A 14,270-nucleotide genomic window follows, 5' to 3' on the forward strand; every position below is an offset into this window, starting at 1 on the left:
TGGTACGGGTACGGGCGCTGGTAGGGGTACGGTGCGGCCCGCGCTCCCGGGGCGGCGCTCTCAGTGCGCGGCCGCGGTGTGCTCCCCCAGGTGCCGGGCGGAGGCGGAGGCGGCGCGCTCGTCGGCCGTCGGGGAGAGCGCGACGAAGGCGGCGGTGATGAACAGGTAGGAGCCCAGTCCGACGGCGAGCGGGAAGATGAACTGCATCGCGGTGGCCCCGGGCAGGGCGGCGTCCGAGGGGCTGACGCTGACGGCGACGGCGGTCATGCCCGTGTAGTGCATGCTGCTGACGGCGGCGCCCATGACGAGGGAGGCGGCGGCCACGGCCAGGGGCGACCTGATGTTGAGCGCGGCCCAGAGAGCGGCGGTGGCGGCGACCACGGCGATGACGACGGACAGCCCGACGACGAGCGGGTCGTAAGTGACCTCACCGTGCAGGCGCAGGGCCGCCATGCCCAGGTAGTGCATGCTGGCGACCCCGATTCCGGTGGTGAGCCCGCCCAGTACGAGGGCACGCCCGCGCGCCCTGCCGTAGCCCACCGCGAAGACCCCGGCACCGACGACGAGCATGGCGACGAGCAGGCTGAGGATGGTGAGCGGCACGTCGTAGTGGATCTCCGTCCCGGTGACCTCGAAGCCGAGCATCGCGACGAAGTGCATGGTCCAGATGCCGGTTCCGATGGCGGAGGCCGCGGTGAGGAGCCAGTTGCGGCGGACGGCTCCGGTCGCGGCGAGTGCGCGGACCGTGCAGCGCAGCCCGAGGGCGGCGCCGATCGATGCCATCACGTATGACAGCACGGGTGTCAGCCAGCCGTAGGCGGCGTGGTCCAGATGTCCCAGGTGTCCCATGGCCACCGGACGCTAGTCCGGGTGAGGGCGCGAACAGGGGGCGCATTTCGAAAGCAGCTGTAAGTGCTGGAATATGACAGAGCTACGTTCACCTTCGATCACCCCGCGCGCCACCTTGCGCACGGGCCGCGGGCACCCGGCGGCGCGGTGGTGGGGGATCATGGGCCCATGAGCGAAGACCACACCCACGTGCAGGAGTTCTTCGGGGCGCGGGCCGAAGGCTGGGACCGCAAGTTCCCGGAGGACGGGCCGGCCTTCGCCACCGCCGTGGCGGAGTTCGGGCTGCGGCCCGGGGACCGGGTGCTCGACGCGGGCTGCGGCACCGGGCGGGCCCTGGCCTCACTGCGGGCCACGGTCGGACCCGCGGGCACCGTGCTCGGCGTGGACCTCACACCGCAGATGCTGGCCGCCGCGCAGCGGGCCGGGCGCGCAGCCGAGGGCGCGCTGCTGCTCGCCGACGTGGCCCGGCTGCCGCTGCGCGACGAGGCGCTGGACGCGGTGTTCGCCGCCGGGCTCATCGCCCACCTGCCCGATCCGGCGGCGAACCTGCGCGAACTGGCGCGGGTGGTCCGGCCGGGCGGCCGGCTCGCGCTCTTCCACCCGATCGGGCGGGCCGCGCTCGCCGCGCGCCACGGCCGCGAGCTGACCCCGCAGGACCTGCGGGCCGAGCACAACCTCGGCCCGCTCCTGTCCGCCTCCGGATGGGACATGACCTCGTACGCCGACGAGGACCACCGGTTCCTGGCGCTGGCCGCGCGCCGGTCCTGACCCCGGTACGCGCTCCCGGTCCGCCGGGCCGCGTTCCCGATCCGTGCTCCCGGGCCGCGTTCCCGATCCGTGCTCCCGGGCCGCGTTCCCGGTGCCGTGGCCGGATCAGGCCGGAGGCTGGGCCTCGGCCCCGGCGGGCCGGCGCGGATGCGGTACGGGGCAGCCGCCCCCGCCGGGCACGGGGAAGGTGCCGAGCTCGCCCACGTCGTAACCGTCGGGATAGCCCTTGATCTCCGGGTTCTGGCGGGCGTAGTGCGGGGCCCGGCGCGGGGGCAGCAGACGGACCGCGCGGCCCCGCAGGCGCAAGGCGCCCTGCACCAGCTTCCGGAAGCCGGCGTTCGGGGCCTCGTACCGGAAGGCGGCGATCAGTGAGTCGTCGAGGAGGGCGAGGCCTCCGCGGCGCACGGCGGGTGCGAGCGGTGCCGGGTACCAGGAGGCCATCAGGTCGAGGGTGGAGTCGGCGACCTTGCGGGCGCCCTCGTCCCAGCCGAAGTGGGCCGCCTCGTAGGCGTCGAGGGTGGCTTCGAACTCCTCGTAGGAGCCCGGGATGTCCGTGATGCCCAGGTGTCGGCCGAGAGCGGTGTAGTAGTTGGCGCTCGCCCGGCGTTCGTGGTGGGTCATGGGGCGCCAGCCGTAGGCGTCCAGCCAGCGGGACGGAATCACCACGAACGTGCACAGGACGTAGCGCATGTCGTCGTTGGAGATGTCGTAACTGCGGTGCATCTGGTTGACGCGGCGGATCGCCGTGCGCGCGGTGTCGCTGTCGAAGCCGTGCTCGACGACCGCGTCGAGGAGCAGCGCGGTGTCGTCGTAGCGCTTCTGCGTGCGCTCGGTGAACTCGGCGGTCTCGGCCAGCAGGCCGCCGATGCTGGGGACGGCGTACGTCCGGAACAGCGCGAGCTCCAGGGCGCGGGCGAAGTCCCAGGGGAACTCGCAGGTGGCGGTGAGCCGGTAGATGGCGAGGAAGTCCTGGTCGGGATCGAGCCGGAGGATCTCCTTAAGCCGGTCGTAACGCTGCACCGGGTGTCCCTTTCTGTGGCGGGTCCCCAACTCTACGTGCAGGTGGCAGCCTTGGAAATCGTGGCCCGCAGGCTCTCGACGCGCGGGTTACCCACTGGTTAAGGTGCGCCGACGAGAGAGCAGCGGGAGGCCAGGTGTCCGACGACGAGGGTGGCGGCTCGCTGTACGTGCTGACCGCCGTACTCCTGACCCCCGCGCAGTTCCCCGGTTTCCTGGGGGACGACTTCCCCGAGGCGTGCGCCCTGCTGGGTGTGGCGCCCAACAAGGAGGGGTACGGCCTGGTGCTCGGCCAGGACGAGGAGGGCGCCCGCTGGACGGTCGTCGTCGACGACGTCTCGCTCGTGGCCGCCGCCATCGCCTCGTGGGACTGCGGCATGGAGTACGACCTGTCGCCCGACGAGCGGAGCATCGTGGTCTCGCTGGCGGGCTGGCCGGTGGACCTTTCCGTGGCCGCGTCGGGGATCCCGGAGCCGCACGATCCGGAGCAGGGCGCGGACGGTACGGGGCGGGTGCCGCTCGCGCCGCCCTCGGCGGAGGCCTGGGGTCCGGTGCAGCGGAGGCTGGGCGCGGACCAGATCGCGCGGGAGTGGGCCGACTGGCGCGAACGCGTGGCGGCGGACGGCGGCGCCGCGGCCGCGGCGCATCCCGGACTCGCGCGTGCGCTGGAGGAGGCGCTGGAGTACACGCGGACCGCGCCGCCGCCCGGCCGGGTGCGGTCCTCCTTCGCCGGCGAGGGGGCCCGGACCCTGCGCGTGGACGGCCCCGGCTGGTCCCTGGTCGCCCGTACCGGGGAGGCGGCCTTCGTCCTGCTGGACGAGGAGCCGGGCGAGGTGCTCACCGTTCCCCGGGATGGGGATCCCGGCCTGCCGGACCTGCTGGCGGCGCTCGACCGCGTCGCGGTCCGCCCGGCGTGACCGGCGCCCTGCCGGGCGTGGCGGGCAGGAGCGGCGACATGGGGACGGACCGGGCGCACCGGGACGGCGTCCGCACGAGCGGCAGTCCACGAGAGACCGAGGGGGACGTTGTGGTGGAGTCGGAGCCGGTGGGTGTGGTCGTGGGCGGCCGCGCGGACATCGTGGACGACGGCTGGGGGCGGGAGACCGCGGTGATCCGTCTGGACGGCGAGCGGTTCGGCCCGCAGGCCCTCTACGGGCTGGAGGACTTCTCACACGTCGAGGTCGTCTACCACTTCGACCGGGTCCCGGCGGAGAGGATCGAGACCGGCGCCCGGCACCCGCGGAACAACACGGACTGGCCGCTGGTCGGCATCTTCGCGCAGCGCGGCAAGAACCGGCCCAACCGGCTGGGCGTCTCCCGGTGCCGGGTGGTCGGGGTGGACGGCCTGGACGTCCATGTCGAGGGCCTCGACGCCGTCGACGGCACACCGGTCCTCGACCTGAAGCCCTACATGGTCGAATTCGGGCCACGCGGGGAAGTGAAGCAGCCGGAGTGGGCGACAATCCTGATGGATGGCTACTACTGATCGCTCGAATGGCCAAAAACAGCTGTTACCATCGGTAGTTTAACGAGTCAACTAAAGGGATCCGGCCACGGCGGCTGGAAATCGCTCTGGATCCCTTTCCTCCGGAATGATCGAATCGGCCAGTCACGCGGCTCGAAGGGTGCGCACCTCACCCCACGCTCATTCCACGATGGAGGCCACTCTTGAATTCCATGTCGTACCTGGACCTGCACCGAAAGGTCGCTCAGGACATCGATGCGGAGATCGAAACCGCTCTGGACCGGCTCGGCCCGGTCGCGGCGACCACCAGGAACTCCGTGGCCAAGCTCTTGGAGCAGCGCAAACTGAGACATCCCCTGTCGGTTCTGCCGTTGCTCACGCACGCGATAGAGACGGGCAATCCCGGACCGGCCGTGCCGCTGTCGGCGGTGCACCTGCTGTGGTGGACCTCGGCCTGCTACCTCGACGACCTGGCCGACGCCGACGGCGCCTCGATCTCCGGTGAGCTCACCGAGGACGAAGCGCTGCTCGCCTCCGTCGTCACCGGAAACGCGCTGCCCATTCAGATCATCCTGGCGCAGGATCTCCCGGGGTCGGCGCACGGCGCCCTCATAACCGAGATCCTGAACGGCTGGATCATCGGCGTCGACGGCCAGATAGACGACATGCGCGGTGATGTCCGCAGCGCCTCCCGGAAATCGGTGGTGGAGACCTACCGCGGGAAATCCGGCGCCCCCTTCGGCATGATCACCGCGATGGCCGCCATATTCTCGGGCACCACGGACGCAAAGGTCGAACTGTGGCGTGAATTCGGCTACGTCTTCGGAATCCTGTGGCAGATCTTCAACGATCAGGAGGACATCCTTTCCGGCCGCGACGAGGACCTGCTCAACGGCACGGTGACCTATCTGCTCGCCTCCGTCCTGGAGGACGCCTCACCCCTGTCACGGGAGCACATCCTGGGCCTGTGCGCCGCCGCCGGCCGGTCGCACCAGGCCAGGACGGAACTCGCGGCCATCCTGCGCGCGCCCGACGCCCTCGACCGCTACCGGGCGGAGATCGGCGCCTTCCGCGCCGAGGCCTACCGGATCCTCGACGAACTGGGCGGCGACGAGGCCTACCAGCCGGTGCTCCGCAACCTCGTGGACCACGCGTCCCAGATGCTGCTCGAAGCCGAGCTCCCTCCGGTCGTCGTGAGCGGCGCGGCCTGATCCGGCCGCGCCACCGAGGCGCGCACCGGCACTCTGAGCACCCGGCGCCGCCGGGCTCCCGCGTCGTCTGCCGGAGCCCGGCCCGTCCGAGGCGGGCCTCACCCCGCGCCGCGCACCGCCGCCGCGGTCACCGTCCTATCTGCTTCCTGGACACGCCCCGCAGCCGCCGCCGCTGGGAGGAATCCAGCAGGAGGTAGGCCGCGGTCGGCACCCCGATGAGGACCAGCAGGCCCGCCCAGAAGCCCACCGCCCAGAACAACACGATGGCTGCCACGACTCCGGCAACCGCGACCTTTCCGCTGCTGGACATCTGCGGACACCTCCTTGTGCCGTCTGCCATTACCCCCTCAACGCGCCGTCACGGCCGCGGGTTCCCGGCAATTCGCGCGGAGGCCGGAGCGAGGAGGGTTGGGGTACGCTCGGCCACCCCCTACCGGTAGTCAAACTTGAGGAAGGCGTGCTCGCCGAGATCTCCACCCTCATCCGCTGCTCCGCCGTCTTCCTTCCCGGCGATCCCGCCCGCAGTGGCCGGATCGCGCTCTGGCAGGCGGACGGGACGCCGCCGGCCGCCCCTGCCTCGGACGGGCGCGCGGCCGCCTTCGAAGAGCTGACCGTCGTCACCGCGGAACTGCGGCGGACAACCGTGCGCGCCCTCGTCCTGGGCCTGGACCAGGCGCTTCCGCTGCTCACCCGCGCCCGCGCCGCGGCCTCTGCCTCGGCCGAAGCCCTCGCCGCCGCAGGCACCTCCGCCGACATCACCGACCCCGCGGAGGTCGCCACCGCCGGCACCGTCTTCTGGGGCGCGGCCGCGCTGCTGGCCCTGCGGTTCGCCGCTCAGGGGAAGCTGCTGCCCGGCCTGAGCCCCGCCGGCCACGACGCCTGGCGGATCGGGCCGCTGGATGCGGCCGACCTCGACCAGGTGCGCGCCCTGGCCGCCGCCATGCCGCCCGGCGCCCGCTGCGTACCGCCGGATCCGCAGGAGCCGCTTCTGCTGCCGGCCGCCGAGCCGCTGCTGCACGCCTTCCTCGACGCCGTCGCCGACACCCTGCCGCGCTCCCCCGCCGCACCCGCGGCCGCCGGTGGGCCCGCCTTCGCCGCCCGCCCGCCCGAGCGCCGTCCCCGCCTGCGCGACTGGGCCGCCGAGGTGGCCGCCGGCCACGACGCCGGAGTGCGCCTCTCCCTCCGGATCGAGCTCACCGGCGAACCGGGCCGGGTGCCCGGAGATCCTGACGCGGCCGAAGTCCCCACGGCCGGCGGGAGCTTCCGGGCCGTCCTGCAGATGCACAGCCCGGCCGACGCGGCGCTGGTCGCCGACGCCGCCGACGTCTGGGCCGGTTCCGGAGCCGCCGCGGCCGCCTTCCCTCCCGGCGCACGGCTGGACGCCCTGCGCGCCCTGCGCCGGGCCGCCCGGCTGTGGCCCCCGCTCGCCCCGCTGCTGGGCGCGGCCGTCCCGGACGCCGTCGAACTCGCCGACGAGGAGGTCACCGAGCTGCTCGGCACGGCCGCCACCGCCCTCGCCGCCGACGGGATGCAGGTGCACTGGCCGCGCGGGCTCGTCCGCGGGCTGACCGCCCGCGCCGTGGTCGGCTCCGGCGACACCGCCGGGAGTGCCCTGTCCGGCGGGCTTCTCTCACCCGGCGCTCTGCTCTCCTTCAGCTGGCGGCACGCCCTCGGCGGTCCCGGCGATCCGACCGACCTGACGGAGCTGACCGACGCCGAGCTGGACCGCCTCGCCGAGGCGAACCGCCCCCTGGTGCGGCTGCGCGACCAGTGGGTGCTCATCGACCCCGCCGAGGCCCGCCGCGCCCGCGCACTCCAGGACCGTACCGTCGCCGCCCCGGACGCGCTGGCCGCCGTACTCACCGGGTCCGCGGAGATCGACGGCCAACGGGTCGGCGTGCAGGCCGCCGGTGCGCTGGAACGCCTGCGGGTACGGCTCACCGGCGACCCGGAGCAGGCCGACGAGGTCGACGTCCCGCCCGGACTGTCGGCCACCCTGCGCGAGTACCAGCTGCACGGGCTGCGCTGGCTGGCCCGGATGACCTCCCTCGGTCTCGGCGCCTGCCTCGCCGACGACATGGGGCTGGGCAAGACCGTCACCCTCATCGCGCTCCACCTGCACCGCAACGAGAAGGGTGCGGCCACCGCCGGCCCCACCCTGGTGGTGTGCCCGGCCTCCCTGCTGGGCAACTGGGAGCGGGAGATCGGGAAGTTCGCGCCCGGCACGCCCGTACGCCGCTTCCACGGGCCCGCCCGCAGCCTGGCCGGACTCACGCCCGGCGCCCGGGAGTTCGTGCTCACCACGTACGGCACGATGCGTCTGGACGCCGCGGCCCTCGCCGGCACCGACTGGGGCATGGTCGTCGCCGACGAGGCGCAGCACGTCAAGAACCCGCGCTCCTCCACCGCCAAGGCCCTGCGGACCGTTCCGGCGCGGGCCCGCGTGGCCCTGACCGGTACCCCCGTGGAGAACGACCTCTCCGAGCTGTGGGCCGTCCTCGACTGGACCACGCGGGGACTCCTCGGCCGCCTCGCGACCTTCCGCGCCCGCTACGCCGAACCGGTCGAGAGCGGCCGCGACCCGCAGGCGGCGGCCCGGCTGTCCGCGCTCGTACGGCCGTTCCTGCTGCGGCGCCGGAAGTCGGACCCGGGGATCGCGCCCGAGCTGCCGCCGAAGACCGAGACCGACCACCCGGTGTCCCTCACCCGCGAACAGACGGCGCTCTACGAGGCCGTCGTACGCGAAACCCTCGCGGCGATCTCGCAGGCCGGCGGGATGGAGCGGCGCGGACTCGTGGTCAAGCTGCTGACCTCGCTCAAGCAGATCTGCAACCACCCGGCCCAGCACCTGGGGGACGGCGGCGCGACCGGCGGTTCGCGTTCGGGCAAGCTGGAGCTCCTCGACGAGCTGCTGGACACCATCGTCGCCGAGGGCGGTTCGGTGCTGGTGTTCACGCAGTACGTGACGATGGCCCGGCTCATCGAGCGGCACCTGTCCGCCCGGGGCATCGCGACACAACTCCTGCACGGCGGCACGCCGGTGCCGCGCCGCGAAGAGCTCGTGGACCGCTTCCAGGCCGGCGAGGTCCCCGTCTTCCTGCTCTCCCTCAAAGCCGCCGGCACCGGCCTGAACCTCACCCGCGCCGGCCATGTCGTCCACTTCGACCGCTGGTGGAACCCGGCCGTCGAGGAGCAGGCCACCGACCGCGCCTACCGGATCGGCCAGACCCAGCCCGTCCAGGTCCACCGGATCATCGCCGAAGGCACCGTCGAGGACCGCATCGCGCGCCTCCTGGAACGCAAACGGGCCCTGGCCGACGCCGTACTCGCGGGCGGCGAGGGCGCGCTGACCGAACTGACCGACGCCGAGCTGGTGGTACTGCGCCCGGCCGCGGGGAGCGCACCATGACCGGCGGGGACCCGTACGAGAAGACCTTCGCGGCGCTCCCGCCCGCACCGGGCCGCGGCTTCGCCCGTACCTGGTGGGGCCACGCCTGGCTGCGCGCCCTGGAGGACAGCGCGCTCGACGGGGAGCAGGTGCGGCTGGGCCGCCGCGTCGCCCGCTCGGGAGCGGTGGGGACGGTCTCGGTGCGCCCGGGCGGACTTACGGCGATCGTGCGCGACCGGGACGGTACGGCGCACCGGACCGACGTGCTGGTGCAGGAGTTCTCGCAGGCGGAGTGGGACCGGCTGCTGGGGCTCGCCGCGGCGGAGTCGGGGTACATCGCGGCACTGCTGGACCGGGAGGTCCCGCCGGAGCTGGCCGAGGACGCGGCGGCGGCCGGGGTGGAACTGCTGCCGGGCATCGGGGACCTGGATCCGCGGTGCGACTGCGGCGAGTGGGACCACTGTCCGCACACGGCCGCGCTGTGCTACCAGGTGGCCCGGCTGCTGGACCAGGACCCCTTCGTCCTGCTGCTCCTGCGCGGCCGGGGCGAACGGCGCCTGCTGGAAGGGCTGGAGGAGCGCAGCACCGCGAACGCCCGGCTCCGGGCCCCGCATACGGACGTGCCCGGCGGCGAGGGTGTTCCGGCGGACGTGGCGTACAGGGCAGCGCCGGCCGGCCTGCCGCCGCTCCCCCCGCTGCCGGACCTGCCGCGGGCGCCGGGTCAGCCGCCGACCCTGGACACGGAGGCCGAGCCGGACGGGCTCGACGTGGACGCGGTGGAACTCCTCGCGCAGGCGGCCGCGGCCGAGGCATTCCGGCTGCTCGCGGAAGCGGTCGCTCCGGGCCATGCCGACCGTGCCGTGCCGGCCGCGCTCACGCACGCGCAGGACGCCGTACGCCTCACGCGCGAGGCCGATGACGTCCGGGTCCGCTCCCGTCTGGCGGCGGCTACCGGGCGCAGCCGGGCTGACATGGAACTGGCCCTCCTCGCCTGGGGCTTCGGCGGGGCCCCCGGCCTGGCCGCGCTGGAGGACGACTGGACGCCGGACCGGGCCGCGCTGGCCCGCGCCCGCACGGCACTGGCCGCCGCCTGGGCGGACGAGGAGGCCCCGGTGCTGCGCAGGGTCCGGGCCCGCTGGACCCGGTCGGGGACCGGCCACCAGATCCGGCTGGGGCGGGAGGGGCGCTGGTGGCCCTACCGCCGCGAGGCGGCGCGATGGATCCCCGCAGGCCCCTCGGCCCCGGACCCGGCAACGGCCCTGGCCGCGGCCCTGGAGGCCCCTGGTCCGGCGGACTGAGATGGCGTACGGCGGCGCAGCACCCCACTTCGGCCGACGTACGGCCGGCTTGGGGCACTCCGCGACGGACCGCGCCGTCCGCAGCGATCAAGGACGTTACCTCTGGGTGTCCCGTCGTGGCAGCCGACGCGGCAGCGGATGGTGGTCGCCGCACCTGCCCGTGGCGTGCCCGCACGGCACGGACAAACCGCCGGAGGCCGTCGGCCCTGGACGCGATCCGGGTCAGGCGCCGCTCGCGACCTTGCCGAGGTCGATCCAGCCGTTGCCCTTGTCGCCGCCGTTCCAGGCGAAGACAGTGGCGCTGTTACCGGGTCCGGCCAGGACGTAGTCGGCGTGGGTGTCGGCGTTGAAGTCGACGAACCGCACCTTCGTGTGGTCGGTCGTCAGACCGCTCGCGATCTGACCGACAGTGAGCCAACCGGTGCCGGGGACCGCGTCGCCGCCACGGTTGAGGTAGAGGTCGACCTTGCCGTCAGGCTTGACAAAGTAGTAGTCGGCCTTGCCGTCGGCGAACCGGATGCGGCGATCGCTGGTCACACCGGACGCAACCTTGCCCACAGCGGGCCAGCCGTCGCCGGACCGGTCGCCTCCGCCGGGACGGTGCCGGCGGCAACCGCGGTGGCAATCGCCAAGCCGGTCATCCGAACCGGGCGCGTACGGGGAACAGACATGTGAAGCATCCTTCAGTTGAAGTTCCGGATGGGTGGGCGAACGCGGGGATAAAGAGCGGCGGCGTACGGAGGACGACCTCCTCCGTACGCCGCTGCGTCAGTCTCGGAGCCCGCATGGGGCTACAACACCTGGGCCTACTTCGTGGTGCTGGCGGCGATGTCGGTCGGGCTCGTGAGCGCGCCCGGAATCTCGTGCCAGCCGGTCCAGGAACTCAACGAGGTGTCGAGCGTGATGTTCTGGACCCTGCCGCCCGCGTCGGCGGCATAGACGTGGATGTTCCTTCCGGCGGAGGCACTGGTGAGGCGCGTCAGACCACCGCCGCCGATCTTGGTCCAGGACGGCTTCCAGCTTCCTGCGAGGTAGTCGCCGGTCTGCGCATGGAGTGCACCGTCGGAACCGATGACCTGGACGTGAACGGTGCTGCCGATGTGGGAGACCGCGATGTCCTTGGCGCCGCTGATTCCTCCGGGCAGCTCGCCCCAGGGGGTCCAGCGGCCGTTGCGACTGTCGAAGTCGCGGCCGTGGACCTTGCCGTCCTTGATGCCGTAGAGGCGAACGAACGGACCTGCCTTGACACTGGCGATGTCGGTCAGGCCCGTGCCGCCGGGCACCGGCGTCCAGTTGTTGTTCCAACGACCGGCGTTGTAGTCGCCGACCTGCGTGTACAGGTCGCCGCTGGAGCCGATGGCCTGTACGTACAGAACGTTGTCGATCATGGCGGCTGCCACGTCCTTGACTCCGCCGGCTCCGCCGGGCACCTCGGTCCAGTTGCCCCACTTGTTGCTGCGGACGTCGTACTCGCGGTCGAAGACCTTGCCGTTGGCCACGCCGACGTAACGGATGGTGCTGCCCGTGTCCACGCCGACGAGCCGATTGACAGTGGCGCCACCGACGTTGGCCCACTGGGCTCCGAAGGCGCGGGTGTCGAGCTTGCCGCTCTGGCTGAACAGGGTGCTGTCGGCCGGGGCCGCGAGCGTCACGTTCGCAGGTGCGGCGATGACGGAGGCGGAGACGTCAGAGGCCCCCGCAAGTCCGCCCGGCAGTTCCTTGAAGGTGCTCCAGGAACCGGATGTGGTGTTCATGGAAGCATTGCTGATCTTCCCCTGGGCACCCACGGCGTACAGTTCGACCGTACCACCGGACGCGATGCTGCCGATGCGGGTCAGCCCGCTTCCACCCGCCTTGGCCCACTGGTCGTTCCAGCGGCCGGCGTCGTAGTTGCCGAACTGCGTCCAGATCGCACCGTCGGAGCCGATGATCTGGACGTGGACGTTGTTGCCGACAACGCTGGAGGCAATGTCGACCGCGTCCTTGGCGCCGCCCGGAATCGCGCCCCAAGGTGACCAGTGGCCCGTGCGGGTGTCGAAGTCCCTGCCGTAGATCTGGCCGCCGCCGATGGCCTGAACACGCACGGTTGTGCCCGAGGCCGCGCTGCTGACGTGGGTGAGACCTGTCGCGCCGACCGCGTTCCAGGCCTGGTTCCAACGGCCGGCCCTGTAGTCGGCGGCCTGCGCGTACAGGTTGCCTTCGGAGCCGACGATCAGCACGTGGACGGTGTTGCCGACCAGAGCGGCCGAGATGTCCTTGGCGCCCGCTGCGCCGCCGGGGATTTCGCCCCAGCCGGACCACTTTCCGGTGGCCAGGTCAAGGTCCTCACCGTAGACGCGTCCGCCGGCGATGGCGTAGGCACGCACGGCATCCCCGTGTCGCACGGTGCTCACGCGGGTGACGTCATGACCATCGACTTTGCCCCACGACGCACCGTATTCGCCGTAGCCGAGGTCACCGGACTGCGACCACATCGTTCCGCCACCACCGGCGAGCAGGGACACCTGCGCGCCGCTGCGCGGAGCGGTGACCTGGTCGATCCACTGGCCGACGTTGTCGATGCGGGTGGAGACGGCGCCGGTGCGTGTTTCGGCGGGATCGGTGCCGAGGCAACCGCCCTGCCAGGAACGGCTGTTGACGCCGACGAGTTCACCGGCGGCGTTGAGCAGGGGGCCACCGGTGTCACCCTTGCAGATGGCGTCAGCGCCCTTGCCCGTGATGGTGAGCGACGTCGCGTCGGCCGCGTTCAACGTGAACGCACCAGTGTGGAGCCTGCCCGGCACCCACTCGGTCTTCGTCCGACCGAAACCGACCGCGGTGAGGTCCGCACCGACCGCGGAGACGTAGCCGGCCCGCCTGACCGGGGCGATGTCGGCAACTGGGGCGGCAAGACGAGCGAGCACCAGGTCACGGTCGGCAGCGCTCGCTGAAACCTCGACCACCTCGCGGCTCTGGCCGTTGCCCAGTGCCGCGGCGGTCTGCAGCGACGGCTTCCCGGCCGGGACGGCGGCACCGGGGGTGGTCGCGAAACAACTCGCGGCGGTCAGCACCCAGCGCGGGTCGACCAACGTTCCGGTGCAGGAACGACTGGTGGCCTCGTCGCCGATGCTGAGCTTCACGACGGCGGCCTGTCCGCCTGTGGCGGCCTCCGGGCCGGTGAGGGCATACGCCGGTCCGGCCGTGATCAGGCCTGCAGCGACCGCCGTGGCGGAAACCAGCAGGCCGGCCATCCGCGCGGAGCGCAGGGGGGATAGGGACATGGTTCTCCTTTGGAGCAGAGCGCCGGCTGCTTTCAGGCGTACCGGGCTCTGGTCGACTGAAAATCGACCGTCGAGTTCGTGTGTCTGGTGGCGGCGCAGAAATGGCAATTCCGTCGCAGCGGCCGCATCCACGCGGGTCGCAATTGAGGCGGCGATGCCAGCGGTACGGCGGCACACGGACGATCCCTCCGGACTCCCGCGCCACACAGCGGACAAGCGATCGGAGCCGAATTGAATACATCCGCGCAAAAGAATCAAGAACGCAGAAGCAGGACGCTCTGCAGCAAGGGCGGTCGCCGAAAGTCTACTTGGAAGCCCTGATTTCCATGAGCATGAAGTCACGCCCCTGCTCGTCGGCGCTCTCACCGACCGGAGTCCAATCGTTCTTCTTCACTTCGAACGTCTTCTCCACTGCACCCGCAGTCATGTCCACCCGGGCGCTGTAGCTGTTTCCCTTGATGAAGTAGACCGCGGGAATCTCCAGGGTCAGGTAACCGCCGTTCCCCGTGACACTGAAGCAGACCTTTTCGTTCTTGCGCCCCCAGACCTCGATCACATCGGCCGAGCTGGCGCAATCCGCCAGCAGGATGTGCCCGTCACCGCGCTTGAGTGTGATGTGCTGCTCCGCGAGGATCTTGTCGGCGTTCGGGTAAGCGAAGTCCTCAACGGCGTAACCAGGACCTTCGTCGGCGATCGTCTTCACGGAGGATCCGTCCATGACGGATCCTCCCGCCGTTCCGCCCGCCCCCGCGAACCATGCCAAGAGCCCCGCCCCGGCGGCCACCCCGAACGTTCGCACAATTGCCTTACGTACCTTCATCGCTGTCCTAGTCGTCGGTTTCGGGGAAATCCCGGAACATGCGTCAACGTCGGATGTGAAGAAGGGCATATGACCAACGGGAAACGACTCACCCCATGAGCCTGCCCCCGCTGAAAGCCCCCCACTTCCAGTCGCAGCATAACTGCTCGTCAGGAGCTGCGTAAACTCGGCAACCCGGCCGCCGGTGACGGTAC

Annotated in this window: 12 protein-coding genes; 6 read left to right on the top strand and 6 right to left on the bottom strand. The window is 71.9% G+C overall.

Features of this window, described 5'->3' with window-relative positions; translation table 11 throughout:
* Positions 1 to 60 precede the first annotated feature (60 nt).
* Complete coding sequence (locus BSL84_RS04290; RefSeq protein ID WP_030033516.1) at positions 61 to 840, bottom strand: MHYT domain-containing protein; 780 nt, start codon at positions 838 to 840, stop codon at positions 61 to 63.
* Between the two features lie 177 nt (positions 841 to 1,017).
* On the opposite strand from BSL84_RS04290, the gene BSL84_RS04295 reads away from it, so the two are divergent.
* Positions 1,018 to 1,617, top strand: a complete 600-nt coding sequence (locus BSL84_RS04295; RefSeq protein ID WP_075969841.1) for a class I SAM-dependent methyltransferase — start codon at positions 1,018 to 1,020, stop codon at positions 1,615 to 1,617.
* A gap of 105 nt (positions 1,618 to 1,722) precedes the next feature.
* Here the strand turns inward: BSL84_RS04295 and BSL84_RS04300 are convergent, their stop codons facing one another.
* Complete coding sequence (locus tag BSL84_RS04300; RefSeq protein WP_030032811.1) at positions 1,723 to 2,637, bottom strand: oxygenase MpaB family protein; 915 nt, start codon at positions 2,635 to 2,637, stop codon at positions 1,723 to 1,725.
* 134 nt (positions 2,638 to 2,771) lie between these two features.
* On the opposite strand from BSL84_RS04300, the gene BSL84_RS04305 reads away from it, so the two are divergent.
* The 3 genes from BSL84_RS04305 to BSL84_RS04315 all read left to right on the top strand — a co-directional run bounded on the left by BSL84_RS04305 (position 2,772) and on the right by BSL84_RS04315 (position 5,310).
* Complete coding sequence (locus tag BSL84_RS04305; protein WP_045322537.1) at positions 2,772 to 3,551, top strand: hypothetical protein; 780 nt, start codon at positions 2,772 to 2,774, stop codon at positions 3,549 to 3,551.
* Positions 3,552 to 3,664: 113 nt separating this feature from the next.
* Positions 3,665 to 4,120, top strand: a complete 456-nt coding sequence (locus BSL84_RS04310) for an SAM-dependent methyltransferase (protein WP_075971966.1) — start codon at positions 3,665 to 3,667, stop codon at positions 4,118 to 4,120.
* A 191-nt stretch (positions 4,121 to 4,311) separates the two neighbouring features.
* Entirely contained in the window at positions 4,312 to 5,310 is a 999-nt protein-coding gene (locus BSL84_RS04315; protein WP_045322538.1) for a polyprenyl synthetase family protein, read from the top strand.
* Positions 5,311 to 5,437: 127 nt separating this feature from the next.
* Here BSL84_RS04315 and BSL84_RS04320 read toward each other — a convergent pair whose 3' ends face one another.
* Entirely contained in the window at positions 5,438 to 5,620 is a 183-nt protein-coding gene (locus BSL84_RS04320; protein WP_030031594.1) for a hypothetical protein, read from the bottom strand.
* A 147-nt stretch (positions 5,621 to 5,767) separates the two neighbouring features.
* On the opposite strand from BSL84_RS04320, the gene BSL84_RS04325 reads away from it, so the two are divergent.
* The gene (locus tag BSL84_RS04325; RefSeq protein ID WP_075969842.1) at positions 5,768 to 8,719 is read left to right on the top strand and encodes a DEAD/DEAH box helicase; all 2,952 of its coding nucleotides are present in this window, start codon (positions 5,768 to 5,770) and stop codon (positions 8,717 to 8,719) included.
* Positions 8,716 to 9,996, top strand: a complete 1,281-nt coding sequence (locus BSL84_RS04330) for an SWF or SNF family helicase (RefSeq protein WP_075969843.1) — start codon at positions 8,716 to 8,718, stop codon at positions 9,994 to 9,996. Before BSL84_RS04325 ends, BSL84_RS04330 begins: the two co-directional genes overlap by 4 nt.
* Positions 9,997 to 10,218: 222 nt before the next feature.
* Here the strand turns inward: BSL84_RS04330 and BSL84_RS04335 are convergent, their stop codons facing one another.
* From BSL84_RS04335 to BSL84_RS04345, 3 genes are all read right to left on the bottom strand, one after another.
* Positions 10,219 to 10,533 carry an FG-GAP-like repeat-containing protein gene (locus BSL84_RS04335; RefSeq protein ID WP_075969844.1) on the bottom strand — a complete coding sequence of 105 codons (315 nt, stop codon included), beginning with the start codon at positions 10,531 to 10,533 and terminating at the stop codon, positions 10,219 to 10,221.
* A 269-nt stretch (positions 10,534 to 10,802) separates the two neighbouring features.
* Complete coding sequence (locus BSL84_RS04340) at positions 10,803 to 13,226, bottom strand: trypsin-like serine protease (RefSeq protein ID WP_075969845.1); 2,424 nt, start codon at positions 13,224 to 13,226, stop codon at positions 10,803 to 10,805.
* 334 nt (positions 13,227 to 13,560) lie between these two features.
* Positions 13,561 to 13,959, bottom strand: a complete 399-nt coding sequence (locus tag BSL84_RS04345) for a hypothetical protein (protein ID WP_376498875.1) — start codon at positions 13,957 to 13,959, stop codon at positions 13,561 to 13,563.
* Between the last annotated feature and the right edge of the window lie 311 nt (positions 13,960 to 14,270).

Source organism: Streptomyces sp. TN58, from assembly GCF_001941845.1.
Classification (GTDB): Bacteria; Actinomycetota; Actinomycetes; order Streptomycetales; family Streptomycetaceae; genus Streptomyces.